The 26242-nt window shown below is 61.2% G+C and carries 24 protein-coding genes; 9 read left to right on the top strand and 15 right to left on the bottom strand.

The genetic code is table 11. The features are described from left to right. Positions 1-20: 20 nt before the first annotated feature. Genes BWR59_RS26395 through BWR59_RS26365 form a run of 7 tightly spaced genes read right to left on the bottom strand, consistent with a single transcriptional unit; the run spans position 21 to position 8977 of the window. A complete protein-coding gene (locus BWR59_RS26395; RefSeq protein WP_081568626.1) occupies positions 21-1679 on the bottom strand; it encodes an ABC transporter ATP-binding protein in 1659 nt (552 codons plus the stop codon). Continuing rightward, a complete protein-coding gene (locus BWR59_RS26390) occupies positions 1676-2563 on the bottom strand; it encodes an ABC transporter permease (RefSeq protein WP_081568625.1) in 888 nt (295 codons plus the stop codon). Before BWR59_RS26390 ends, BWR59_RS26395 begins: the two co-directional genes overlap by 4 nt. A 26-nt stretch (positions 2564-2589) precedes the next feature. Next, on the bottom strand, positions 2590-3642 hold the full coding sequence (locus tag BWR59_RS26385; RefSeq protein WP_081568624.1) for an NADP(H)-dependent aldo-keto reductase: 1053 nt from the start codon (positions 3640-3642) through the stop codon (positions 2590-2592). 38 nt (positions 3643-3680) lie between these two features. Then, a complete protein-coding gene (locus BWR59_RS26380; protein ID WP_081568623.1) occupies positions 3681-5033 on the bottom strand; it encodes an LLM class flavin-dependent oxidoreductase in 1353 nt (450 codons plus the stop codon). After that, entirely contained in the window at positions 5030-6304 is a 1275-nt protein-coding gene (locus tag BWR59_RS26375) for an acyl-CoA dehydrogenase family protein (protein ID WP_081568622.1), read from the bottom strand. Before BWR59_RS26375 ends, BWR59_RS26380 begins: the two co-directional genes overlap by 4 nt. 40 nt (positions 6305-6344) lie before the next feature. Next, positions 6345-7277, bottom strand: a complete 933-nt coding sequence (locus BWR59_RS26370; RefSeq protein ID WP_081568621.1) for an ABC transporter permease — start codon at positions 7275-7277, stop codon at positions 6345-6347. Then, complete coding sequence (locus tag BWR59_RS26365; protein ID WP_143490952.1) at positions 7274-8977, bottom strand: ABC transporter substrate-binding protein; 1704 nt, start codon at positions 8975-8977, stop codon at positions 7274-7276. Before BWR59_RS26365 ends, BWR59_RS26370 begins: the two co-directional genes overlap by 4 nt. A gap of 540 nt (positions 8978-9517) precedes the next feature. On the opposite strand from BWR59_RS26365, the gene BWR59_RS26360 reads away from it, so the two are divergent. Then, positions 9518-11683, top strand: coding sequence for a TonB-dependent receptor (locus BWR59_RS26360; RefSeq protein ID WP_081568620.1), 2166 nt, complete (start codon positions 9518-9520; stop codon positions 11681-11683). A gap of 90 nt (positions 11684-11773) precedes the next feature. Then, positions 11774-12502 carry a class I SAM-dependent methyltransferase gene (locus BWR59_RS26355; RefSeq protein ID WP_081568619.1) on the top strand — a complete coding sequence of 243 codons (729 nt, stop codon included), beginning with the start codon at positions 11774-11776 and terminating at the stop codon, positions 12500-12502. A 160-nt stretch (positions 12503-12662) separates the two neighbouring features. Here the strand turns inward: BWR59_RS26355 and BWR59_RS26350 are convergent, their stop codons facing one another. Then, positions 12663-13739, bottom strand: a complete 1077-nt coding sequence (locus tag BWR59_RS26350) for a GNAT family N-acetyltransferase (protein WP_081568618.1) — start codon at positions 13737-13739, stop codon at positions 12663-12665. Between the two features lie 369 nt (positions 13740-14108). On the opposite strand from BWR59_RS26350, the gene BWR59_RS26345 reads away from it, so the two are divergent. From BWR59_RS26345 to BWR59_RS26325, 5 genes are all read left to right on the top strand, one after another. Then, positions 14109-15083, top strand: coding sequence for an aliphatic sulfonate ABC transporter substrate-binding protein (locus BWR59_RS26345; RefSeq protein ID WP_081568647.1), 975 nt, complete (start codon positions 14109-14111; stop codon positions 15081-15083). Between the two features lie 53 nt (positions 15084-15136). Next, the gene (ehuB, locus tag BWR59_RS26340) at positions 15137-16009 is read left to right on the top strand and encodes an ectoine/hydroxyectoine ABC transporter substrate-binding protein EhuB (protein WP_081568617.1); all 873 of its coding nucleotides are present in this window, start codon (positions 15137-15139) and stop codon (positions 16007-16009) included. An 84-nt stretch (positions 16010-16093) separates the two neighbouring features. Continuing rightward, a complete protein-coding gene (gene ehuC / locus BWR59_RS26335; RefSeq protein ID WP_081568616.1) occupies positions 16094-16774 on the top strand; it encodes an ectoine/hydroxyectoine ABC transporter permease subunit EhuC in 681 nt (226 codons plus the stop codon). After that, positions 16771-17421, top strand: a complete 651-nt coding sequence (gene ehuD / locus BWR59_RS26330) for an ectoine/hydroxyectoine ABC transporter permease subunit EhuD (RefSeq protein ID WP_081568615.1) — start codon at positions 16771-16773, stop codon at positions 17419-17421. The genes ehuC and ehuD overlap by 4 nt, the downstream gene beginning before the upstream one ends. Then, positions 17414-18205, top strand: coding sequence for an amino acid ABC transporter ATP-binding protein (locus BWR59_RS26325; RefSeq protein WP_081568614.1), 792 nt, complete (start codon positions 17414-17416; stop codon positions 18203-18205). The genes ehuD and BWR59_RS26325 overlap by 8 nt, the downstream gene beginning before the upstream one ends. Positions 18206-18256: 51 nt before the next feature. On the opposite strand, the gene BWR59_RS26320 is transcribed toward BWR59_RS26325, so the two are convergent. The 4 genes from BWR59_RS26320 to BWR59_RS26305 are packed head-to-tail and all read right to left on the bottom strand — an operon-like array spanning position 18257 to position 21156. Next, positions 18257-19096: a transporter substrate-binding domain-containing protein gene (locus BWR59_RS26320; protein ID WP_143490951.1), complete on the bottom strand. Its 840-nt coding sequence runs from the start codon at positions 19094-19096 to the stop codon at positions 18257-18259. Beyond that, a complete protein-coding gene (locus BWR59_RS26315) occupies positions 19093-19854 on the bottom strand; it encodes an amino acid ABC transporter ATP-binding protein (protein ID WP_081568612.1) in 762 nt (253 codons plus the stop codon). Before BWR59_RS26315 ends, BWR59_RS26320 begins: the two co-directional genes overlap by 4 nt. After that, positions 19851-20510, bottom strand: coding sequence for an amino acid ABC transporter permease (locus BWR59_RS26310; protein WP_081568611.1), 660 nt, complete (start codon positions 20508-20510; stop codon positions 19851-19853). The genes BWR59_RS26315 and BWR59_RS26310 overlap by 4 nt, the downstream gene beginning before the upstream one ends. Continuing rightward, positions 20491-21156 (bottom strand): amino acid ABC transporter permease, encoded by a 666-nt coding sequence (locus tag BWR59_RS26305; RefSeq protein WP_081568610.1) that lies wholly within the window; start codon positions 21154-21156, stop codon positions 20491-20493. The genes BWR59_RS26310 and BWR59_RS26305 overlap by 20 nt, the downstream gene beginning before the upstream one ends. Before the next feature lie 371 nt (positions 21157-21527). On the opposite strand from BWR59_RS26305, the gene tauA reads away from it, so the two are divergent. Beyond that, complete coding sequence (gene tauA / locus BWR59_RS26300) at positions 21528-22514, top strand: taurine ABC transporter substrate-binding protein (protein ID WP_081568609.1); 987 nt, start codon at positions 21528-21530, stop codon at positions 22512-22514. Between the two features lie 67 nt (positions 22515-22581). On the opposite strand, the gene BWR59_RS26295 is transcribed toward tauA, so the two are convergent. Next, a complete protein-coding gene (locus BWR59_RS26295) occupies positions 22582-23508 on the bottom strand; it encodes a carbon-nitrogen hydrolase family protein (protein WP_081568608.1) in 927 nt (308 codons plus the stop codon). Between the two features lie 10 nt (positions 23509-23518). Further along, the gene (locus BWR59_RS26290; protein ID WP_081568607.1) at positions 23519-24841 is read right to left on the bottom strand and encodes an MFS transporter; all 1323 of its coding nucleotides are present in this window, start codon (positions 24839-24841) and stop codon (positions 23519-23521) included. An 87-nt stretch (positions 24842-24928) separates the two neighbouring features. Between BWR59_RS26290 and BWR59_RS26285 the strand changes: the two genes are divergently transcribed. After that, positions 24929-25852 carry a LysR family transcriptional regulator gene (locus BWR59_RS26285; RefSeq protein WP_081568606.1) on the top strand — a complete coding sequence of 308 codons (924 nt, stop codon included), beginning with the start codon at positions 24929-24931 and terminating at the stop codon, positions 25850-25852. Positions 25853-25864: 12 nt separating this feature from the next. On the opposite strand, the gene BWR59_RS26280 is transcribed toward BWR59_RS26285, so the two are convergent. Then, positions 25865-26116, bottom strand: coding sequence for a DUF1652 domain-containing protein (locus BWR59_RS26280; protein ID WP_081568605.1), 252 nt, complete (start codon positions 26114-26116; stop codon positions 25865-25867). Between the last annotated feature and the right edge of the window lie 126 nt (positions 26117-26242).

The raw sequence follows: 26242 nt of genomic DNA, 5'->3' as shown, positions 1-26242 counted from the left end.
TTTCTGGTGGTTTGGCGGCGTCAGATCGCCACTTGCAGGTAGAACTCGCTTGGCGGGTATTCGGCGTCGAGGGTCGGGATCGCCGCGATCAGCGCGCGGGTGTAGGCGTGCGTCGGCCGGTCGAACACCGCGCGCACAGACCCTGCCTCCACCACGTCGCCGTCCTTCATCACCAACACGCGTTCGCTGACGTGATTGATCACCCCCAGGTCGTGGGAGATGAACAGGCAGGCCAGACCGAGTCGTCGCTTGAGGTCATCGAGCAGTTCGAGGATCTGTGCCTGCACCGAGACATCCAGCGCCGACACCGGCTCATCACAGATCAGGATCTGCGGCTCGGACGCCAGCGCCCGCGCAATGGCAATGCGTTGCCGCTGGCCACCGGAAAGTTCGATGGGACGTCGCACCAATGCGCCTTCATCCAGACGCACCAGCTCCAGCAATTGCCGGGCGCGTGCATGCCAGTCGCGACGAGGCAAACCGGCCACCGCCAGGGCTTCGAACAGCACACGCTGCACCGTGTAGCGCGGATCGAAGGAGTTCAGCGGGTCTTGAAACACCACCTGCACGGCACGTCTGGCCTGGCGTTTCTGCTGGGAATCAAGTTGCGACCAACGCTGACCGGCGATCCAGACGTCCCCGGCGTCGGGCGTTTCCAGACCGAGAATCAGCCGAGTCAGGGTGGTTTTCCCGGAGCCCGATTCACCGACCACGCCCAGGGTTTCCCCGCGCCGCAACTGCAGCGACACCTGTTTCACCACCTTGCGACTGCGGCCGTCGGGCCCGGTGTATGACTTCGACAGGTCCCGCGCCTCCAGCAGCACTTCGGCATCGGCCGGCGGCTCGGGCTCGACGGCGGCGAGCAATTTGCGCTCGGGGTGGAAGTGCACCGCCCGCGCCGCGCGCAGCAGCAACTGGGTGTAGGGATGCCGCGGATCGTGCAGCACTTGCTCGGTGCTGCCCTGCTCGACGATGACGCCGTGGTGCATCACCGCCACCCGGTCGGCCAGCCGCGCGACGACGGAAAGGTCGTGGCTGACCATCAGCAGCGCGTTGTCTTCGCCGCGCAGGCTTTCGAGCAAGGCGATGACCTGCGCCTGCACCGTGGCATCCAGCGCGGTGGTCGGCTCGTCGGCAATGATCAGGCGCGGATTGCAGGCAATGGCCGAGGCGATCAACGCACGCTGGCGCAGGCCGCCCGATAACTGCCAAGGGTATTGGCTGGCGCGCAGTTCCGGCTCGGGAATGCCGACATCGCGCAGCAATTCGAGGACGCGCAGCCGTCGCTCTTCGAGACTCAGGCGAGTGTGCAATTGCAGAGGCTCTTCGACCTCTGCGCCGACCCTGCGCAGTGGGTCGAGGGCACCCAGCGCGTCCTGCATGACAAAACCGATGCTGGCGCCCCGCAGCCGCTGCCACGAGCGTTCATCGAGACGCCGCAGATCGATGCCTTGAAACGCCAGCTTCGCCGCTTCGATCTGCGCGCCCTTCCCAGTCAGGCCCGCCAATGTCCGCGCTGTGACGCTTTTGCCCGAGCCCGATTCGCCGACCAATGCCAGGCATTCGCCGCGATGGATCTGCAGACTGACGCCATGCAGCACCGGCTGCGCCTGCCCGAACCGCACGGTCAGGTCCCGGATATCGACCAATGGACCCAACGTCTGGATGTTCGCATTCATAGAGGTTTTCCTTCGCTGCGGCGCAGGAGTTCGCGGCCAATGGCGCTGATGGAAACAACGGTCAGGGTGATGATCAGCGCGGGCCATGCGACCAGCCATGGCGCATTCGCCAGAAAGCTGCGCCCGATGGCCATCATCCCGCCCCACTCCGGCGCCGGTGGCGGCGCGCCGAAACCCAGAAAACTCAACGCGGCGCCAGCGGTGATGGTGCCGCCAATGCCGATGGTGGCGAGGATCAGCACCGGTTTGAAGGCGTTGGGCAGGATGTGCCGCAGGACCACGGCAAGGTACGACTGACCCAGGGTCACCGCCGCTTCAACGTACCCGGCGTTGCGCACATTCAACGTCTGCGCCCGGACCAGCCGCGCATAACGCGGAACGCCGGCGATGCCCACGGCAAGAATCAGATTGGCCGTGCCCTGGCCGAAGAAGGTGATGATCACCAGGGCCAGCAGCAGATCGGGAAACGCCAGCAGCACGTCCACCCCACGCATCAACGCCGAATCCAGCCAGCGTGGCCCAAGCCCCGAAAGCAGCCCAAGCAATGTGCCCCACGCCAGACCCAGCGCCGTCGCCGCCAACCCCATGAACAGCGACGAGCGCACGCCGAAAATCAGCCGACTGAGCACGTCGCGACCGTTTTCATCGGTGCCCAGCCAGTGCACGGGATTGGGTGCCTGAAACGCCATTCGCGCGGTCGCGTCCAACGGGTCATAAGGCGCGAGCCATTGCGGGACCGTCGCCGCCAGCAACAACAGCACGACAAAAAGCCCGGCCGCCCACAATCCGGCGCGCACGTTGCCGAACCGAGCGAGACCCAGCGGCCGACTGCCGCCGAGTCCCGTAGCGGGCCCGACAATGACCGTTTCGATTGCCTGAGACATGTACCTGCTCCTCATTCAAGCCTGTGTCATGGCGCCGGATTCGGCACTCTCTGGTGAACCGCCTGAACCTGCGCCTTGATCTCGTCGCTGAGGGTCACGTCCAGCGCGCCGAGGTTTTCCCGCAGCTGCGCAAGGCTGGTCTGCCCGCCCAACGCGCTGGCCACGAACGGTTTGTCGATGACGTAGGCCAGGGCCAGTTGAGCCGGGGGCAAACCGTGCTGTTTGGCGATCTGTACATAACCGGCGATGGCCTCCTGTGCGGAAGGGCTGTCGTACCGATTGAACGTGCGATACACCGACGACAACCGCGAACCTTCGGGGCGTGCGCCGTTGAGGTACTTGCCGGTCAACGCGCCAAAGGCCAGCGGCGAATAGGCCAACAGGCCGACGCCTTCGCGATGGCTGAACTCCGAGAGACCGCCCTCGTATAACCTGTTGAGCAGGCTGTAGGGGTTCTGGATACTGACGATTCGCGGCAGTCCCAGACGCTCGCTCTGCTTGAGAAACTCGGCCACGCCCCACGGGGTCTCGTTGGACACGCCGATGTGCCGCACCTTGCCAGCCTTGACCTGTTCGGCCAGCACCGACAGGGTTTCTTCGATGGCAACGCTGTCGGCGTCTTGCTGATACGGGTACTCGCGCTGGCCGAAGATGTTGGTCTTGCGGTCCGGCCAGTGCAATTGATAGAGGTCCAGATAATCCGTTTGCAGACGTTTGAGGCTGCCATTCAGTGCTTCGACAATGTTGTGCCGATCATGCCGGCTCAGGCCGTCACGAATATGCGCCTGCCCATTGGGGTCCCGCGCAGGCCCGGCGATCTTGCTCGCCAGTACCACGTCCGCACGACGGCCACTGCTCGCCAGCCAGGTGCCGATGTAGCGCTCGGTAGTGCGCCAGGTCTCGGCCTTCGTCGGTGTCGGGTACATCTCGGCGGTGTCGATCAGGTTGATGCCTTCGGCCAGCGCCAGATCAATCTGCTGATGGGCATCGGCCTCGCTGTTCTGATGCCCCCACGTCATGGTGCCCAGCCCCAGAACGCTGACGTCGATGTCGCTGTTGCCCAGTTTGCGGTAACGCATGCTTGATCCTTTTCATTGAAACGTTGAAACGCTGCAGGTCAGGCCCGTGGCGCGTATTGGCTGGTAGGGAATGGCAGGCCCAGATGCTCGCGCAGGGTGCTGCCGGTGTACTCGTGGCGGAACACACCGCGCTTCTGCAACAGCGGCACCACCTCGTCGACGAAGATTTCGACGCCCGAGGGAAACATGTCCGGCATGATGTTGAAGCCGTCAGCGGCGTGGGCCAGAAACCAATGGGTCAGGGTGTCGGCGACCTGCTCCGGGGTGCCGACCAACAGTCGATGCCCCACCAGAATCCGCCGTGACAGTTGGCGAATGCTCAGGTTTTCCCGACGCGCCAGATTCAGTTGGGCCTCGAGAAACCCTTGGGAGCCACGCTCGAAATCGGCCACCGCGCCAATCCGCGCCCACGGCAATGGCGCGTCCGGATCAAGCTCGCTCGCCGCAATGCCGATACGCCCCGCAACCTGCTCCAGCAAGCCATGCTCGCCATTCCAGGCGTTGAGCTCGTCAAACCGCGCATGGGCCTCGGCTTCGGTGCTGCCAATCACCGTGGACAGCCCCGGCATGATCTTCAGGTGCTCGGGATTGCGCCCCCATCCGACGGCGCGCTCCTTCATTTCGCTGTAGAACAACTGGCCGTCTTCAAGGGTGGTCTGGGTGGTGAAAATCGCATCGGCATAGCGCGAGCCCAAGGCCTTGCCGCCCTCGGAGGAGCCTGCCTGAACCAGCACCGGTCGGCCCTGTGGCGAGCGCGGCACGTTGAGCGGGCCTTTGACCGAAAAATGCTGACCGACGAAATCGATGGTATGGACTTTTTTCGGGTCAGCGAAACGACCGGCGCGGGCGTCGCCGATGATCGCGTCATCCTCCCAGCTGTCCCACAGCTTGACCGTGACATCGATGAACTCATCGGCCCGCGCGTAACGATCGACATGCAACGGCGCGCCCGCCAGACCGAAGTTCTGCGCAGCGGCATCGCCAGCGTTGGTGACCACGTTCCACGCTGCTCGCCCGCCACTGATATGGTCCAGCGAGGCAAAGCGCCGAGCGATATTGAACGGGTCGTTGTAGGTGCTCGATGCGGTGGCGATCACGCCGATGCGCTGCGTGGCCAGGGCCACTGCGGTCAGCAAAACGGTGGGCTCCAGTCGACCGGAAGGCTGTTTCGACACGTCCCCCGCCAGTGCCGGGCCGTCGGCGAGAAAGATCGCGTCCAGGCAGCCACGCTCGGAAATACGCGCGATGTTGCGGTAGTACTCGACGTCCAGGTACGCATTGGCAGGCACCTCGGCGCTGCGCCAGGCCCCCGAATGCGCGCCGAAACCGAGGATGTTCATGCCAAGGCTCATCTGCCCTTCGCGACTGTTCTTGGTGGTGGCTGTACTCATACTGCACTCGCTTCGTCACGGGCGCCGCTCGCCTGCCGCTCGGCGTCAGCCGCCTGCAGGGTGCGCCACGCCGCATTTGGGGTGATGTCGTTAAGGTAGAAATTGCCCAACGCGCGCTCGCGGAAAATCGCCGGGTTGTGCGAGGCGAGCGTGCGTGCGTTACGCCAGTGCCGGTCGAAACGACGGGTTTCGCTGGTGGCCGAAGCACCGCCGACTTCGAACAGCAACGTGGTTGCCTCCAGCACCTGCTCGAGCACGATCTGCTGCGCCTGATACGCACGGATTTCCGCTTCGGTGTAATGCTGTTCCAGGGCACAGCCGCCCTGCTCCGCCTCGTAGACGTCCTGCAGCACCTGGGCCACCGCCAGCACCTGAGTGCGGGCCGAATACGCCAGGCTCGACAAGCGCCCGATCACTCGCTGCACCAGCGGATCGTCCTTGGGGCTGGACTGCCCCGGCACACCAAAGGCTCGGGTGCGGCCCTTCACAAACGCCGTGGCGTCGCGCAGCACCGCGTTGGCAATACCGGTCAGGGTCGCCAGATGAAACAGCTGATAGAACGCAGACAGGTAGGACTCAGCGCGCAGTTCGTCTTTCTTGAAGCGCCGGACGATGTGCTGATCTGGAACATGAACGTCGTTGAAACGCGTGGTGCCGCTGCCAGTCAGGCGCTGGCCGAAGCCGTCCCAGTCGTCTTCGACCGTCACACCTTGAGCATCGGTGGGCACCGCGACGCTGACGAAGTCATCGCCATCCAGCGCCACGGCGGCGATCCAGTCGGCGTAAAGGGTGCCGGTGCAGTAATACTTCTCGCCATTGAGCAACCAGCCCGCATCGGCATTGCCGGGCTCGACCGCTGTCAGGCTCACCGAATTGCGCGTGGTGTCGGTGCGTTCGGCCATGGCGGCACCCCAGAGCTGACCCTCGGCAGCTTTCGCCAGCCAGTAATCCTGAGACGCTGGGTCGCGGCTGGACAACCGGCCTTCGACAAAACCGAAATGCGCGCGCACGATTTGCGGCAGGTTCGAATCCGCCTCGCCCAGCTTGATCAGCAATTCGAACAGCTGCGGCAAACTCGCCCCCAGCCCGCCCTGCGCAACCGGCACACGCAGCGCGCCAAAACCGGCGTCTCGCAGCCACTGCACGGCCTCGAAGGCCAACTCTCGTTTTTGCTCGCGGGCCACGGCTGTTTCGGCAATGCGCGCGAACACATCGGCAAAGCGCTGCTGCAGGTCTTGAAACTTCACATCAGGAGAAATCGCGGTGTTCATGGGGTTTCCTTGTTCGTATTCGTAAGCTCGGGATCGGCCATCACGCTTGCGCCGATCGCGGGTCGATCCAGCGGTTGATCAGGTCGACGGCCAGGTTCACCACCACGTAAACGGTGGCCGCCAACAGGGTCACGCCCAGCACCATCGGCACGTCTTTGTTGCTGGTGGCGTCGAGCATCAGTCGGCCAATGCCCTGGCGGGCGAACAGCAATTCGATGACCACCGCGCCACCGAGAAGGCTGGCGAAGATGAAGCCGGCCAGCGTCACCAGCGGCACCAGCGCATGGCGCAAGGCATGACGCAGACGCACGGCGGTTTCGGAGAGCCCGCGTGCGCGCGCCATGGCAATGAAAGGTTGCTCCAGTGTGTCTTCCAGCGATTGGCGCAGCAGCTGGGTGAGCACCGCCGCGACAGGCAACGCCAGTGCCACCGAAGGCAATATCAGCGAGCGCCAGCCCGCCGAACCCGAAGGCGGCAACCAGTGCCAATGGAAGGAGAAAACCAGCAACAGCAGGATGCCGATCACAAACGACGGCGCCGAAGAAATCACCAGCTCGCTGCCCGACGCCACCGAGCGCACCCAGCGCGAACGGTTGGCCGTCAGGATCGCGCAGAACAACGCCAGGACAATCGCCAGCAATGCCGCACTGATGGACAGCTGAATGGTTGCGCCAATCTGCTCGGAAATCGCCTGCAACACCGGGATGCGCAGACGATAGGATTCACCCAGGTCGCCGTGGGCCAGGCGACCCAGGTAGTTGCCGTACTGCACGATCAGTGGCTGGTCCAGGCCGTACTCAGCCCGTACCCGCGCCAGCAGCTCCGGGGTCGGCAGCGCTTCCGGGCCGCCGAGGATGGCCAGCGCGGTATCGCCACCGCTGAAGTTCACCGCCAGGAACGTCAGCGTCGCCGCGCCCCACAGCACACCGACACCGGCCAGCAATCGCAGGAAAATACGTTTGAATGCACTCATGGTTGCCCCCGATCCAGCCAGACGCTGGTGAAAAACGGCACGTTGTGCGAGGTGTCGAAGATCACTCCTTTGACCTGCTTGCCGTACGCCGTCAGCACCTGACTCTCAACCGAAGGCACGGCGGGAACGGTTTCGGTCAGGCGTTTCTGGGCTTCGGCGTACAGCGCCTGCAACTCCACCGGATCGCGAGAACGGCGTGCCGCGCTGAGCACACGGTCCAGTTCATCGTCACGGAAGCGCCCCGCGTTCTGACCGATCAACTTCGCGGTGCTGATCGCTTGGCTGTGATAGAGCACGAACAGGCCATCCGGGGTGTTGGTGTGCCAATAACCGGCTGCCAGGGCCTGGAACTTGCCGGCGTAGCGACGCTCGGTGACGCGGGTCAGCGGAAGCATCTCGATGGGCATGTCGAAGCCGACCTTTTTCAGGTCCGCCTGAATCGCCACCGACACGCTCGCCGGGAACGCCGGGTTGTCGTAGGTCAGCAGTGTCGCTTTCAACCGCTGGCCGTCCCTGGTGCGGTAGCCTTGCTCGTCGCGCCCGGTCCAGCCGGCCTGATCCAGCAGCGCGTTGGCGGCATCGACGCTGTAAGCCAGCGCGTCGTTATTGGGCTGATAAAAGCGTGTGTTGGCCGCGAGGAAATCCGCCTTGCTGATGAACTCGCCGAACCCGGAAATCCACGCCAGGCCGTCACGGTCGATGGCCCGGGCCACGGCGCGACGCACCAGCACGTCATCGAAAGGCGCCTGCTCGACGTTAAAGGTCATGCTGCGGCTGGGGTTGCCTTTGCGGATCCGGCTGCGCATCACCAGCGCCGGATTGGCCCGGATCGCCGCAGCATTTTGCGCCGGGGCATCCAGGGCGAAATCCGACTGGCCGGATTCCAGCGCCGTAAACCGGATCATCGCCTCGGGCACATAGCTCAATTCGATGCGATCCAGATACGCCTCACCGACATGCCGGGTGACCGGGGGCGCCCAGTGATAGCCTGCGCGGCGAGTGAACACTGCGCCTTGATCGCGGGTGTAACTCTGCAGCAGGAATGGGCCGCTGCCCACCGGATGCTCGGCAATGGTCTTCGGTGCTTCGCGTATCTGCCTGGGCGAAACCATGCCCAGCCAGGACTGTGCAAGCACATCGAGAAACGGCGTGTAGGGCTCGCGCAGGTGCGCTTCGAAGGTGTATTCGTCGACGACTTTGCCGTCCACATACGGCGCGATGTACGCGGCAGCCAGCGGTGATTTGGTCGCCGGGTCGCGCATGTGCTCAAGGTTGGCCTGCAAGGCGGCGGCGTTGAATTTCTCGCCATCGCTGAAGGTCACGTCGTCGCGCAAATGAAAGGTATAGGTCTTGCCGTCGTCGGAGATCACCCAGGACTTGGCCAGCCACGGGCTGATATTGCCCTGCTCGTCCTGATACACCAGGCAATCGAAGAGGATTCGGCCCATCCACTGAATGTTGCCGTTGGACAAGGCATGGATGTCGAAACTGCCGGCATCCGATGCCGCCGAGACACGCAAGGTCCCACCCCGCCGTCCCGGCGACTGTTCATGAAAGTCCGAAGGCGGGTAGGAAATAACGCCGTTGTTTACGGTGCCATCGGCATGAGGTGCACCCTGTTCGGGGCTTGTCGCGGGCGAACAGGCAGTCATCGCCATATATAACGACATCACAACGGCAAGTTTGAAGATGGCAGCCAAAGAAGTTTCCTTGATAGACACTAGTGATCAAATAAACAGTGAAGCCCGGTTGAGCACTATGCAGCGAACATGCCACCGGTTACGCCTCTGTAGGAATAACCTCACCTGACCACTTCAAACTTTCTCCCGGACCTGTTGCAAACACCGCGTGCGCCTTTATTGTCCAGCCTCGCGCATATCATGGGGGAAACGTCTTATTCACCAAAGCCCATCTACCCCTGAGGCCAGAGCGATTCCAGAGGGTTCTATGCATATATCCGGATGACAACACGGGTTTGCCCGGGAACTGGCAGACTGTTATTTCACTGTTGAATTTTGGACAGCGGAGCCTTCGAGCAGGTGAGAGTTCCAAGTGTTGCGGATCAGACAGCCGTTCAAAACAAAGTACTGCGCCAAGCACTCCATCAATAGTGAATACCGTTAAAGCCCCACCCATTCAAGTGACCGGGCGTTGGCACAGAAACTGCTCAGAGCGAATCAGGCATGACTATACGAATAGAAAGCTGACACCTATTTATCTATTCATTAAGGAACAACTTGATGCATTTAGTTTTTCGGGGAGAGTTACAGAAACTTCCACTGGCAATCAGGCGAGCGACCTGGTTGACGACGGTGGGATTGGGGTCAGCCTTATTGTGGTCCGGCGTAGTCCACGCCGAGGACGTCGTGCAATCGCCCGACACCCCGCTGGCCAGCACGCCACGCCTGAAGACCGTAACCGTGCAGGCGCAGAAAATCACGCCGGTCGAGGCCGCCAAGAGTCAACTGGACGAAGTGCCGGGGGGCACGAGCGTTGTCGACAGCGAGCAGGTTGCCAAGGGCAGGACCGCAACGCTGCAAGACACACTGGCGTATCAGCCCGGGGTGTTCGTGCAGTCCACCGGCGGCAACGACGCGGCGAAGATCTCCATTCGCGGCTCGGGCGCCAACACCTCGCCGGGCTACTTTCGGGAGGGCATCAAATTCCTGTTCAACGGCCTGCCCATCACCGGGCCCGGCGGCACGCCCTATGAATTCCTCAACGGTTCGGGGGTGAACTACACCGAGATCCTGCGCGGCGCCAACGCCTTCCAGTACGGCGCCTTGAGCCTCGGCGGCGCAATCAACTTCGTCAACCAGACCGGCTACACCGCGCCGGGCCTGCGTGTGCGCGCCGAAACCGGCAGCTATGGCTACAACAAACAGAGCATCAGCGTCGGCGGCGTCGAAGGTGACTTCGATTACTACCTCAACGCCGACAACTATCGCAGCGACGGTTATCGCGACTACAGCCTGTCCAAGAGCCAGGGCGTGGTCGCCAACTTCGGCTACAAATTCAGCCCCAAGCTGGAAACCCAGTTGATGCTGCGTTACCGCGACGAGTACCACAACGACCCGAGCCCCACCACCCTCGACGCCGTCAAGCACCACACCCGCGACGCCAGCGACACGGCGGCCACCAGCGGTGCTGGCAGTCGCCGCCCTGGCAGCGTCTGGGCCGGCAGCAAGACCACCTACACCTTCGACGATGACTCCAGGCTCTCGGTCGGCTTTTCCTACTACGAGTACGCCCATAACAACAGCCCGAACAGCCCGAGCAACCCGAGTTACTGGGACTGGCATGACCTGAGTTTCGTGCTGGGCTATGACCGCACCGACAAACTGTTCGACCACGAAAGCCGCACCAGTCTGGCGTTCACTTCAACCGAACACCTCAAGGGCGAGGTCAACTCCACCTTCGCCAACAAGCAGACCCGCAAGTTCGTCGACTACGGCTCCTCGTTCGACCATGTGTTCTCGTTCGGCAACGATCTGGAACTGATCGACGGCCTGTGGCTGACCAGCGGCGTATCGGCAATCAATGTGCGTCGCCATGCCGATGTGAAGGAATCGCTGCTGCCCAATACCACGTCCTACCCTACCGACGTGACCTACGACAACTGGAGTCTGGCGCCGCGTATCGGCGTTCGCTACGAGTTCACTCCAGAATTCCAGGCCTTCGCCAACTTCAGCCGCTCCATCGATCCACCGGCATCGTGGGAATATTCAGGCTCCGGACCGACCACGCCGTACGTGCGCCCGCTGGTCGAGCAGAAAGCCAACACCGTGGAAATCGGCGTGAAAGGCGCGTCGGGCATTTTCGATGGCAGCCTGGCGATCTACCGCTCATGGATTCGCGACGAGTTGCTCAACGTGCAGATCGTCGCACCCACCGCGACCGCCGCAGCGGTCACCGGGGCCTTCAACGCCACGCCGACCATTCACCAGGGCATCGAGGCTGGCCTGAACACCCGCCTGTGGGAGAACGAATCCGGCGAAAAGGTCACGTGGCGCCAGGTCTACACCTACAACGACTTCTACTACCGCCACGACCCGACCTTCGGCGACAACCAGTTGCCAGGCATCCCGAAACATATCTACCAGGGCGAGGTTCAATACCAGCATCCTCAGGGCTTCTACACCGGGGTCAACGTGCAGTCCGCCTCGCGTACCGCCGTGGATTACGCCAACACCTTCTACGCGCCCTCCTACACCATTTTCGGCGCCAACGTGGGCTACGAAACACCGAAGAAGGACTGGAAGGTATCGCTGGACCTGAAAAACCTGGCGAACAAAAAATACGTGACCGCCGTCCAGCCGATCTACAACGCAGCCGGTCAGGACACCGCATCGTTGTATCCTGGCGACGGCATCGGCGCCTATGTCGGCGTAGAATTCCGCTATTAGGGACTGATCCCGCCAACCGACAACAGGGCCTCGATGGCCCTGTTTGTCGTTTATGGCAGCGCACATGAATCACGACAAGAGGGAAAACCCGTGACCCAGAATATCTATGACAGCCCTGATTTTTTCGCGGGCTACAGCCAGTTGCCGCGCTCGATCGAAGGGCTGGCCGGCGCCCCCGAGTGGCCGGCGTTGCGCGCGCTGCTGCCTGACCTGAACGGCCAGAAAGTCGTCGACCTTGGCTGCGGCTACGGCTGGTTCTGCCGCTGGGCCGTCGAGCAGGGTGCGCAAAGCGTGCTCGGGCTGGACGTCTCACTGAAGATGCTGGAGCGTGCGGTCGCCGACGGCCAGGACTCCCGCATCGACTACCGACTCGCCGACCTTGAACAACTTGAGCTGCCCGCTGCCAGCTTCACCCTCGCCTACAGCTCCCTCGCCTTCCACTACATCCCGAATCTGGGCAAGCTTTTGAACGCCCTCCACGACACGCTGATTCCCGGCGGCAAACTGGTGTTCTCAATCGAACACCCGATCTTCATGGCCTCTCTGCACCCCGACTGGATCATCAACGCCGAGGGTCGCAAGTCGTGGCCGGTCGACCACTACCAGAACGAAGGCCCGCGCAGCACAAACTGGCTGAGCGAGGGTGTGATCAAACACCACCGCACCCTCGGGACACTGCTGAACCTGCTGATCGCCAGCGGTTTCACCCTGGATCACATCAATGAGTGGGGGCCTTCAACCGAGGACCTCGCTGCGCGGCCGGCGCTGGAAGATGAGGTCCATCGGCCGATGATGTTGATTGTTGCGGCTAGTCGTTGACGTACTACCGGCGTGCTGACGATTGAGCGGCTGTTGGAGGGAGCTTGCTCATGAATGCGTCGGCACGGTGCCGGGCACTCTGCGCCTGAACGATTTTTCGCGAATCAATTCGCTCCCACAGGGAAGTGCTGGTTGAAAGTTGGTGATGTGTAACGACCGATCATCTCGCGGCACGACGATAGACAACGGTATCGCAGAGCCCGTGACGCCCTGAAACACGCGCCTGCGGGACGGTTTCAGTGCGCACGAATCCGGCCGCCTCAGCCAGTCGTTGACTGGGAATGTTTGCAGACGACACCGTCAAATACAGCGCATGCCCACCCAGTTGCGACACCAGCGCGGTCAACGCTTCGGTCATCAGGCCTTTTCCGGCATGCCGCTGGCTGGCCCAATAGCCGATCTCGAAACCCTGAGGTTGCTCGGTTCTCGGCGTCAATCCGATACAGCCCACCAGCTCCGCGCTGTGGCTGCGTTCGAGGACGAAATACCTTTTCTCGTCCACGGCGGTCTCGAAGTCCTGCGCCGCCTGATGCAGGCTTAGTTGCGTGTCTTCCAGGGTCCAGTGAGGCTTGCTCCACTCCAGAAAATCCCGATGCAGCTCATAGCTGGCGTTCAGCGCATCTGCCAGCTTCTGCGCCAGCTCGACCTTGGGCGGGACCAATCTCAGACGTGCGGTTTCCAGAACATCGGGCAGACTGGCTCCAGGGTAGACTTCCTGCACCCGGACAAACCCCTCCTCGATGACCGGGGCTTCAAGCATGCCGAATACGCTCCTCACAGCGTCCTCAGGCACCCTCTTGTCCGCGCTGCGGCTGGCATTGCGCGACAACGCCAGATCAAGGGCAGCCTTGACGAAAATTGCAATGACCGGCACGCCATGGGCGCGGGTAATCTCAAGCAACCTTTCCCGATGGCGCCGCGCAGGCAACGCTGCATCGAACACGACCGCACGCGGGCCCAGCCTGTCAAGGTTCTCCGACACCCAGCGAGACTTGCCTGCGCCCTGCACGCCCATCACCAGATAGACATGAACGCCATCCTTGGGCTGTGCCAGTTCGGCGCTCAGACGCTCATAGGCCTGCGCCCATGCCTGGCGGCTGCGCTCAGGGGTGAACTCGCGGCCGAATTCTGCTTCCAGGTAGTCATCAGGATTGATGACCACTGGCGCGCCAGCAGCATCACCAGCCAGATCGAAAGGTGTGAAAGCCTGCGATGAATCAAAAACAGTTTCCGTCATGGAACAAGGTTTCCTTTTTCTGTTGCTGCATTCCATTGAACAGAGTCCGAGCGTCACACAACCTGCCGAAAAGCTTGTGCTCTCACACAAGCTCCTGCGTGCAGTATCCAAAGTTCCTTGCTCGGTCGACCATGGCCGGATTCGCCCTCTGTCACGTCTATCTAACGTATGTCGTCTCGCTCCGAAATCTGCCTTGAAGGCTCAACGCCTCGCGATCATGCGTCCGACGCGTCCTGCTGGCAAGACGGCAATTACCCTCCCTCATCTCGCATAAGCTAATAACCATAAGGTATTTAAATAATATTTTTTAGAACTCTATGATCGATGGCTTCGCGCCAGCGCCTGTTCATCCTTGATCGAGAGCCCAAGATGCCCAACTCCTGTAAAAGCCCGGCACAGCCCCGTCGCCGTCCATTGCTCGCAGGCCTGGCAATCGCCCTCGCCTGCACCCTCGCCATTCCTGCGCAGGCCCGTGAAACAGTGCGCATCGGCTATCAGAAATCCTCGACACTCATCACTTTGCTGAAGGCGCAGGGCACCCTGGAACAGGCCTTGGGCAAAGACAACATCGACATCAGCTGGCATGAATTTCCAAGCGGGCTGCCACTGCTGGAAGCGCTGAACATCGGCAATGTCGACGTCAGTGCTGACGTGGCCGACACCGTGCCGATCTTCGCTCAGGCGGCGCAGGCCAAACTCACCTACTTCGCCGAGGAGTCACCCTCCCCCAGCGCTCAGGCCATCGTAGTTGCCAAGGACTCACCGATTCAGCAGCTGAGCGATCTGAAAGGCAAGAAGATCGCCGTGACCAAAGCGGCAGGCACTCACTACCTTTTGATTGCCGCGCTGAACAAGGCCGGTCTGACCTTCGCCGACATCCAGCCCGCTTACCTCACGCCTGCCGACGGCCGTGCCGCGTTCGAGAACGGCAAGGTGGATGCGTGGGTGACCTGGGAACCCTTCCTCACCAGCGTTCAGCGCCAACTGCCGACACGCACGCTCACTGATGGCGCGGGCCTGGCCAGTTACAAACGCTACTACCTGACCAGCACCGCCTACGCCAATGCGCACCCTGAAGTGTTGAAACTGGTTTATCAGCAACTGCAGCAGGCCGGTGCCTGGATCAAGAAAAACCCGCGGGATGCTGCCGCAGTACTCGGTCCGCTGTGGGGCAATCTCGATGTGGAAACCGTCGAGTCGGCCAACGCCCATCGCAGCTACCAGGTCGAGGCGGTCAAGGCGGATCAGCTGGGCGAACAGCAGAAAATCGCTGACGCCTTCTTCGCTGCAGGTCTGTTGCCCAAAGCGGTCGATGCCAAGGATGTCGGGATCTGGAAGCCCTGAACGTCAATACCCATTCCCCCAAAATCATCCAGCCACTACGTTGAGCATCATTCATGAAAGGCATTAAACCTCTATCGCTGTCAGCTTTACTCGGATCCGCCGTGCTGTTGAACGCGCTGTTTGCGTCGTCCGCGATAGCCGGACTGCTGGAAAAGGGCCGTACCCAAGGCCTGACCGCCGGGATTGCCAACGAACAGCCTTACGCCTACATCGACACCCAAGGCAAAACCGTCGGCGCCAACGTCGAGATCCTTCAGGCGATTCTGAAAAACCTGGGCATCAGCAAAATCGAAACGCCCATCACCGAATTCGGCTCGCTGGTGCCGGGGCTTGCGGCCGGGCGTTTCGATCTGATCGGTGCCGGGCTGTTCATCAATCCGGCGCGTTGCAAAGTGATCGGTTATTCCAACCCGGTCACCCGCTCCGGCGGCGCGTTTATCGTCAAGGCCGGCAACCCGCTGAAGCTGCATAGCCTCAAAGACGTCGCGGCCAACGGCAAGGCGCGTCTGGCGACTCAGCCGGGCAGCAACCAGGTGCAGGAAGCCAAGGACAGCGGTATCGCCACCGGCAACGTCGTGCTGTTCGACAAGGACACCGAAGCGCTGGCCGCCCTTGAGGCTGATCGCGTCGACGTGGTGTATTTCCCGGACGCGGAGATCATCAGCCTGGTGAAGAAGGCCAATAGCCCGACCATCGAACGCGCCCTGCCGTTCGACCAGATCCCGGACGCCGAAGGCAAACCGACCTGGAACTACCACGCCTATGGCCTGCCGAAAAACGACCCTGAATTCACTCAGGCCTTCAACCAGGAGCTGGCCAAACTGCGGGCTTCCGGCGAGCTGTTGAAGATCCTGCAGAAGTACGGCTACACCGAGAACGAACTGCCACCGGCGGATATCACTGCCGAGCAGCGCTGCAACCGCTAAACCCTGTCGGCTCGCAGCGTTATCACCAGCGCTGCGGGCTAAAGTCTTGCCCCGATAAAGGCCTCAGCCCATACGAGTACGGCCATGTTCATCGATCCCTCTGTCGTGGAAACGGCACGTTTTATCGCACGCCAGTTGGCCCACGGCGCACTGGTCACCTTGCAGATCACGTTTTTTGCTCAGCTGATCGTGGTCGTGATGTCGTTCGTCATCGCCCTCATGCGTCTATCGCCCTGGCGCCTGCTGCGCTGGATCGCCACGGTTTATGTCGAAATCCTGCGCGGAATCTCGGCACTGGTGCTGCTGTTTTACCTGTTTTTCATCCTGCCGTTGTTCGGCATCAGCCTGTCGCCAATGACCACCGGAGTACTGGGCCTTGGCCTGACGTTTTCCGCGTACGGTTCGGAAATCGTCCGCTCGGCGCTGAATAACGTCAGCCGCGGTCAACGCGATGCGTTACGTGCGCTGGACTTCGGTTCGATCACTGCCTTTCGCCGCATCGTGTTGCCCCAGGCGCTGCCCTTCATGCTGCCGCCCATGGGTAATCAGTTGGTCGAGCTGCTGAAGACTACCTCGTTGGTGTCATTGATCACCTTGAGCGACCTGACGTTTTCCGGCGGGCAGCTCATCACCACCCTCGGCCAGCAGACGCTGATCTGGAGCATCGTACTGGTGTGTTATTTCGCCATGGCCTGGCCACTGAGCTGGCTGGTCAAACGCTACGAAAAACGCGTCACGTCCTGGCGTCAGGGGGTGGCCTCATGAATTTCGATTACGCCTTCGCCTGGTCAATCGTTCCCGAGTTGTTTCAAGGGCTGTTGGTCACGGTGCAAGTGGTGGTGCTGGGCTTTCTGCTGGCGGTAGTGATGGGCCTGCTGCTGGCGGTGGCGCAACGCTCATCGCTCGCCCCGATCCGGCGCCTGAGCAGCGGCTATCTGAGTTTCTTCCGCAACACGCCGCTGATGGTCCAGCTGTACGTGCTGTTTTTTGCCTTTCCGTTGGCGGGAATTACCCTGCCGGCGATCTCCACCGGGGTCATCGGCCTGGGTCTTTACTACGGCGCCTACATCGCCGAAGCCTTTCGCGGTGCAATAGAAGACGTGCCCCCCGGTCAATGGGAAGCCGCCAGGGCGCTGGACTTCGACGCCAGCACCACGTGGCAACGCATCGTGCTGCCCCAGGCGTTGAAACCGATGCTGCCGGTGCTCGGCAACTACCTGATCGGCATGTTCAAGGAGACGCCGCTGCTGGCGGTGATCACCATCCCCGAGCTGTTTCAGGCGGCCAAGCAGATCGCCGGCATGACCTACCGCTACAACGAGCCCTACACGGTGATGGCGCTGATGTTCCTGGCGATCAGCGTGCCCACTTCCCTGCTGTTCAAGTATTTCGAAAGGCGCAGTCATGTCTGATCTCACACACGGCCTCTCCCTCGCATCACCACAGATTGTGCTCAATAAGGTGGTGAAGCAGTTTGGCGCCAACCGGGTCATCGATCATCTGGATCTGAGCATCCCCCGGGGCCAGAAGGTTGCGCTGATCGGTCCCAGTGGGTCGGGCAAATCCACTGTCCTGCGTTTGATCAAGGGCCTGGAAACCTATCAGCAAGGCCACATCGAAGTGGCAGGTTCACCGGTACCCGCGCGCACCTCTGGCTGGCGCTTGCCGTGGGCGAGCAAAGCACCTGTGGTGCATCGGGTGGGCATGGTGTTCCAGCAGTTCAACCTGTTCCCGCACCTCACCGTGCAGGAAAACATCACCGAAGCGCCTATGCGGGTTCTGAAGCTCAGCCGTGAAGAAGCCGTCGAGCGCGCCGGGCAATATCTGGGGTTGGTCGGCATGGGTCACAAGGCTGACGCTTACCCTGCGCAATTGTCCGGCGGACAGCAGCAACGCGTGGCGATCGCCCGCGCCCTTGCCATGCGCCCACAAGTGATGCTGTTCGACGAGGTGACGTCGGCACTGGACCCTGAGCTGGTCGGCGAAGTGCTCGCCGTCATTCGTGCCATTGCCCATGAACAGCAAATGACCATGCTACTGGTCACCCACGAAATGAAGTTCGCACAAGACATCGCCGAGCGTGTGCTGTTCATGGAGGCAGGCAAGGTGGTGGCCGATGGCACGCCGGAACAGATCCTGATCAATCCGGACAACGAACGCACCCGGCGCTTTTTGAACCTTGTGGAGCAGCGCTGACGAGACGGCGCACTGGCTGCCTGACGCTCAGGCAGCCAGCACTCAGGTGCCTTACGGCTTCCAGGCGCCGCCTTCGACAATCACCGCTGCCGGATCAGTGCCTGCTGCCAGTTGATCGCGAACGTATTGGTCGTACAGCTTGAGCAGGTATTTCTCTTTGCCCAGGCTCGCCAGCTCACCATTGACCCAGTCGCGCAGTTCGACGTTGCCCTTCTTCACCGCCGGGGCGATCGGCGCTTCGTCGCCCAGTTTCTGCGCCAGCACACGGTAGCCCGGGTTCTGCCTGGCCCAGCTGAACAGCACCAGATTGTCCTGCGCGTAGGCATCGCCACGGCCGTTGGCCAGCGCCTGCAGCGATTCGGAGTTCTTCTCGAATTTGAGCAGCTTCCAGTCAGGATGGTTCTTGGTCAGCCAGATGTCGGCGGTGGTGCCAGTGGTGACGATGGTGGTCTTCTTCGCCAGGTCGTCCAGGCTCTTCACGTCACTCTTTTCAGGCACCAGCGCCTGCACCGCAACACGCAGGTTGGGGTGGGTGAAGTCCACCACTTGCGCGCGTTCCGGGGTCACGGTCATGTTGGCCAGGATCAGGTCGACCTTGTCGCTCTGCAGAAACGGAATACGGCTGGCGGGCTCGACCACCACGAACTCGATCTTGTTCTCGTCGCCCAGCAAGTCCTTGGCGAAGCGCCGACCCAGATCGGTGTCGAAGCCGACGTAATCACCCTTCTCGTTGACGAAACCGAACGGCGGCTTGTCGCTGAAGACGCCGACGATCAATTTGTCACGGGCCTTGATCTTGTCGACATAGCTATCGGCGTGGGCCGCAGTGGTGATAACGGACAACAATCCGAGCGCGAGCAGCGGGTAAACCAGGGCAGTTTTAAACATCACGATGCGTTCCTTTTTGGCATGTTTTCTACGTAGGAGAATTTCTCCAGAAACTGCTGCGCGCGTGCGGTCTGCGGGGAGCTGAAGAAGGTTTCGGGAGCGGCCTGCTCGACGATACGGCCGCCGTCCATAAAGAGGATCCGGTCCGCCACCGCACGGGCAAAGGCCATTTCATGGGTGACGATCAACAGCGTCATGCCGCTGCGCGCCAGATCGAGGATGACCTCCAGCACTTCCTTGACCATTTCCGGGTCGAGGGCGGCAGTGACTTCGTCAAAGAGCATGACTTTCGGGTTCATGCACAGCGCCCGGACAATCGCGATGCGCTGTTGCTGGCCGCCGGACAACTGGCGAGGAAAGGCATCACGCTTGTCCAGCAAACCAACACGGGCAAGAAGCGTCTCGGCCTGCTGTCGTGCCTTGGCCCTCGGGCGCTTCTGCACGTTCACCGGGCCAAGCAGAATGTTGTCCAGCACACTCATGTGCGGGAACAGGTGATAACTCTGGAACACCATGCCGATCTGCTGACGCACCTGACGCCAGTCGGTGTTCGGCGCAAGCTCTCGGCCGGCGAAGCGGTAATGCCCGGCATGACCGGATTCCAGGCCATTGAGACAACGCAACAGGGTACTTTTGCCGCAGCCACTGGGCCCCAGAATCACCACCACTTCGCCTTCGCGCACGCTCAGGTCGACGTCCTGCAACACCGGCACGTCGCCAAAACGTTTACTGAAACCGGACAGTTCTATCAATGCACTCATGAGTGACTCCAGCGTCGCTCGAGCACACGTGAAGCGGCCGACAACGGATAGCAGACGAAAAAGAAAAACAGGAACAGAAAGCCGTAGATCAGCACCGACTCGTAGGTGCGTTCGATGATCTGCTGGCCGATCTTGATCACGTCGACCACGCCGATCAGCACCGCCAAGGAGCTGGTCTTGATCAGCCGGGTGAACACGTTGATCATCGGCGGCGTCATGCGACGCAACGCCTGAGGCAACAACACCCGTCCATACAGCCCCGGCAATCCGAGACCGATGGCAAGCCCCGCTTCGCGCTGACCACGAGGAATGGACAGCAAGGCGCCACGCACCACCTCGCCGGTCTCACTGATGCCCCACAACGACAACACCAGCACCGCGCACCAGAAGCCGGAAATGCTCCAGCCCAGGAAAATCGGCAATGCGAAAAAGAACAGATAGAGCCAGACCAGCACCGGAATCGCCCGGAAGGCTTCCAGGTACACCAGCAGCACGCGGTCCAGCCAACGAATCCCGAGGTTGCGCAGAATGCCGTAAGCCACCCCCCCGACGCTGCTGAACACGATGGCCAGCGCCGAAATGCCCAGCGTGCGGCCGATACCGGTCAGCAGCTGCGGCGCGGACACCCATAACAATTCAAGACCCGAACTGGCCATGCTGGAGCCTCCTTTCGACGAGGCGCAACAACAGCGAAAGCGGCACGAACAGCAGTACACAGAGCCCGGTCATCACTGCGAGCATTTCGTAGGTCTTGTAATAAAGCGCGATGTAATTCTTGGTGGTGTAGAGAATCTCCGGCACCGCCACGGCCGACACCACGGTGGTCTCCTTGAGCAGAAACACGAAGTTGGCGAACAGCGCTGGCAGGCTGAGAATCCCCGCCTGGGGCAGTATCACGTGGCGCAGCAACTGCCAGCGAGACAGCCCGATCGACAGGCCGGATTCGATCTGCGCCTTCGGCACCGCCTCGACCCCCGCCCGCACAATCTCGGTCAGATACGCGCCACCCAGAAAGGTCATCGCGATGATCGCCGAGGCGAACCCGGAAATCCGGATACCGATACTCGGCAGCGCGAAGTAGATGAAAAACAGCTGAATCAACAGCGGCGTGTTGCGCGCCAGTTCGACATACAACCGCACCAGCGAACGCAGCACGGGTACTTGAAACACGGCAATGGCGGCGTTGATCAGCGCGACACACAACGAGGTGCCAATGGCGATCAGACCGACCTGCAGCGTGACACCGACGGCGGCGATGAATGCAGGCAAAGTAGTGAGAACAAAATCGACATCGAAATTCATCGCGGCGCCCGCTGTTTCAAGCGGCGCGGCAGGCGGATAACGGTAGGCACTGAAACTCCTGAAATGACAAGTGGGACGCTCATTGAAGAGTGCCTTTATGAAGCGTTCAGGGTTGATTGCAGGCTTTGTGCCATACAGCAAAGTTCGGGAAATCAGGTCGAAGAGACGCGAACAAGCACCGTAACTTATTGTTTTTTAATCACCTTGCTTATCAACTGTTGCTCAGGCAACAGCTGGGCGCGGCGCAAACGTCCACTTAAGCTAATTCCAAAATGATATTTAAATTCCAGTTGATAGAACATTAATCTCCAAGCCCAGAACGCGGTTCGATGCGATATCGCCGCACTTTCCAACCCTGAGCGTGTTCAAAAATGACTAAAACAAGCAGGACGTTTAGAGCGGGTGCCGTGCTGGGTGCCTTGGTGCTTTCGCTGACGGCGCAGGCCGCTGACCTCACCTTTGGCTACATCACTGGCATCGACCCGGTGAAGCGCGCCATCGCCGACGGCGAATACGAGAAGGCCATCGGCAGCAAGATCGACTGGCGCCAATTCGATGCAGGCCCTGCGGTGCTGGCCGCTATGGCCTCGGGCGACGTGCAGATCGGCAATCTGGGGTCGAGCCCGCTGGCCGCTGCCGCTTCGCGCAACATGCCTCTGGTGGCGTTCATCGTCACCTCGCAAATCCAGAGCTCCGAAGCGCTGGTGGTGCGCAATGGCAGTGGCATCGCCAACCCGCAGGACCTGATCGGCAAGAAGATCGCGGTGCCGTTCGTGTCGACCTCTCACTACAGTCTGTTGGGCGCGCTCAAGCACTGGAACATCGATCCTCGTCAGGTCACCATCGTCAACCTGACGCCGATGCAGATCACCGCCGCGTGGAAACGCGGAGACATCGACGGCGCATTCACCTGGTCGCCGGCATTGGGCGAGATCCGCAAGACCGGCAAGATCCTCACCGACGCAGGCCAGGTGTCCCAATGGGGCGCACCGACGTTCGAAGTGTGGGTAGCGCGCAAGGACTTCGCAGAGAAGAATCCAAAGGTCGTCGCCGACTTCGCCAAGGTCAGCCTGGCAGCGATTGCCGACTACACCGCGCACAAATCCGAATGGACGGCAGACTCGCAACCGGTCAAGACCATCGCCCGCTTCACCGGTTCGAACGCAGCCGACATCCCCGAACTGCTGGACGGCTCGCACTTCCCCACTGCTGCCGAACAGAAGTCCCCGGAACTGCTCGGCGGCGGCACGGTGACCGCCATCGCCAAGACCGCCGAGTTCCTGAAGGAACAGGGCAAGATCGAAAGCGTGTTGCCTGACTACTCGTCGTTCGTCAGCGACAAGTTCATCAGCGAATGAGGTCAGCAATAGCGCCTGAATGCAATCAAGGCATCGCATTCAGGCGCTATTGGATCGACGGCAGCACTCAGTTGAAATTAACTGCCTTCATCGCCTTGGTATTCACATTCAATTCGAAGATATCCGGCCGTGAGTAGTGGCCGCAGACGTCGAAATCCAGGTTGGACTTGCTGAGGATCGACAGGTCGACGTCGGCGTACAGTTCGGTTTCACAGTCGTAGACAGGCCCCGCGAGAACCTCGCCCATGGGACTGACGATCATGCTGCCGCCACGCATGACGTACTCGTCCGATTTGAAGTCCAGGCCAAACGCCTGCTGATAACTTTCCGGGTACTCTTCCAGCTTGATGGACTGGCACGCCGAGAGCACGAAGGTGCGGCCTTCGAGGGCGATGTGCACCATCGAACTGCCCCAGCTCTTGCGATCATCGGCGGTCGGCGCGCAATAGAACTGCACGCCTTGAGCGTACATCGCCTGACGCAGAGCCGGCATGTAGTTCTCCCAGCAGATGACATTGCCGATCACGCCGATGTCCGTGTCGATGGCTTCAATGGTCGAGCCATCGCCAAAGCCCCAGATGATTCTTTCCTGTCCGGTCGGCATCAGTTTGCGATGGTAGTTGGCAATGCCCTTGCCAGGAATGAACGTGACTGCGGTGCAATACAGGGTGCGGCCGAAGCGCTCGATGATGCCCATGACCACCATCACGTTGAGCTCGTCGACACAGTCGGCCAGCACCGCCAGTTCCGGTCCGTCCAGCGCCACCGCGCCCTCGACGTATTCGTTGTAGAGGTCTCGGCCGGTGGTGCTGCGATTGCCGACCACACTGCCAAAGCTCTGGCCTTTGGGGTACCCGCCGATGAAGGCTTCGGGAAACACCGCCAGTTTCGCGCCCTGACTGGCGACGCGGTGCAGGATAGCGCAGGCCTTTTCGACGCTTGCCACCGGGGCGAAAGGAATGGATGACGCCTGAATCACGGCTACACGGGTCATGCGGATACTCCTAGTACTCGGAAATGTTGTTGTCTTTGGTTTCTGGAAGCATCACCAGCAGGACGACGAAGCAGATCGCCGAGACTGCCGTGAGATAAAGCGCAGGAATGTTTGCGTCGCCGGTGGCCTTGATCAGCGCTGCGGCAATGAACGGCCCCGGGCCTGCCAGAGTGGCGAGCGCCAGGTTGTGCCCCAGCGCGGCGCCGGTGGAGCGGATCGATGCCGGGAACACTTCCACCAGCAGCACGACGTCCATCACTGCGGTAATCGCGACCAGAATTCCAAAGATCAGTAACGCGGCCACGATCAACGTCGTGTCGCCACTGTTGAGCATCCAGAAGATCGGGTAGGCCATGACCGTGAGGCCGGCGGCGGCGAACAGCAGCAGCTTGCGGCGACCGATTGCATCGCTCAGGCGGCCAATGAGCGGGTTGACGATGCAATAGACCACCAAGGCGATACTGCAAAGCCAGAGCGCTGTGCTCTTGGGCAGGCCGACAGAGGTGACGAGATGGTTGTTGGCGTAGGTGATGAAGTAATACAGCGACACGCCGAACAAGGCGGAGAACGCATAGGTGGTGATGAACGCCTTGCGTTTTGCAGCGGGCGTCGGCGCTGCCAGCTTCATCGAAGCACGCTGCTTGACCAACTCTTCGTAGACCGGCGTGTCCCCCAGCTTGCGCCTGATGAACACGGCGACACCGGTCATCACGATCGAGACAACGAACGGAACCCGCCATCCCCAGGCCGTCAGTTGTTCGTCAGTCAGGCCTGAGGAAAGCAGCGCGGCGGTGAAGGTACCAAACAGAAAGGCCAGGCCCGCCGTGCCGGTGATGACGCTGGCCGCCGTCGCCCTGCGGTTGTTCGGCGCGCTCTCGACGATGTAGATCCCGGCGCTGGACCACTCGCCGCCCACCATCATCCCCTGAATGAACCGTAACGCGATGAGCAGGATGGGCGCGGCGATGCCGATTGCGCTATACGGGGGCAGCAGGCCGATGATCGTGGTGCAGATCCCCATGCCGAACACCGTCACGATCAGCACCGCGCGGCGCCCGAGCCTGTCGCCCAACGGGCCCAGTATCAAGGCGCCGAGTGGTCGGGAAAGAAAGCCGACCGCGAACACCGCCAGCGACGACAACATCGAGACGCCGGCAGCGGTGGATGGGAAAAACAACGCACCAATCACGCCCGCAAAATACCCATAGATCGCGAAATCGAACCACTCCATGAAGTTGCCGATGCCCACGGCAATGGCGCGTTTGCGGATATCCAGGTCCGCCGGCCTGGTCGGGGCATGCCCCTTGCTTATCGATTTCTGTGCCACGCTCATAAGACTGCCCCTTTGGTTGGTTTCGTGTTCTTCTTTTGGGGGACATCCTAGGAACCGCTCAGGGCTCGTCGCAAACGATTAGGAAATATGAACCGGATTAACGTACGTAATATCTCTCGCACCGACCTGAATCTGCTGCTGACGTTTCACTGCCTGATGACCGAGCGCAGCGCGACGAGGGCCTCGGCCGTGCTGCATGTCACCCAGGGTGCGGTGAGCTCGGCGCTCAGGCGCCTGCGCGAGCAGTTCGGCGATGAATTGTTTGTCCGGACCAGCGCGGGCATGCAGCCCACCCGGCGTGCGCTTGAGATTGCACCGATGATTGCCGAGGCGCTGTCGACGGTCTCTGCGCTGCTGGGTTCAGATGCAGCGTTCTCCCCTCAGGAATCCCACTACGTTTTCAACCTCGCGATGTCCGATGACATCGAGGCGTTCCTCGCGCCCAGGCTGGTCGAGGCCGTGTCCAGGGAGCGACTGGGGGTGCGCTTCGCCTTTCACCAGACCAACAGTTCGTTGTGGAAAAACGCACTGCACGACCCAGCGATGGATCTGGTGATTTGCAGCGAACCGAAGGACTTCAGCACCAATTACTCGTCACAGGTGCTGTTCTCTTCCTCCTATTCCTGCCTGTTCCGGCCAGGCGCCTGTGGCCAGGAAAGCCTGAGTCAGGAAGAGTACTTCGCTGCCGAACACGTGCGCATCTGCTTCGACGGCAGGCGTGGCTTCATCGATGATTTGTTCGAAAAAGCCGGCCACACGCGCAAAGTGACCGCTTCATTCACCCACTTCGCCGGGGCCCTGACGACCCTGCTGAGCAGCGACGTGGTCGCGACTATCCCGACTTTTGCCGCGCGGGCCTTCGCTCAGCACATGCCGTTGACCACCTGCCCCGTGCCGCTGGCGGTTCCGTCCTTCCGGTCGTTCATGGTCTGGGACATCGCCAAGCAGGACAAACCGCAGCACGAATGGATTCGCGGCTTCATTGCTCAGCTCACTCAGGGGCTGGAATGAAGACAGCACTGTCTACGCAGTGCTTCTTACGGGGGCCTGCGGACTGGAAACGAGCTGACTTTTAAGCTCCGCGATCAAACTCGCGATAGCCCGGCTGGTGTCCAGTTGAGCGATGGGAATGCCGCCCGCGACCAGGTTTTTTCCCGAGGCTGGGTCGACCAGTTCGATCGAGACGTTTTTCATCTCATCAATTGAGCATCTGCATTGCAGGGGCAGGAAGCCACACTCGATGATGTGGCGCAGTTCAAGAGGTGATATCGCCATGACGCAAACTCCTTGTTGTTGTTCAGGGTGGACTGCCGTGTATGGGGAAGATTCCAGATATTTCCCGCCCTTGGGCACCAGCGGCGGCCTCCACTTGGTGTAGCAAATGCGTTGCCCGTGGGAGCA

Source organism: Pseudomonas sp. Bc-h (assembly GCF_002080045.1).
Classification (GTDB): Bacteria; Pseudomonadota; Gammaproteobacteria; order Pseudomonadales; family Pseudomonadaceae; genus Aquipseudomonas.
This window is presented reverse-complemented; position numbering and strand designations above follow the sequence as displayed.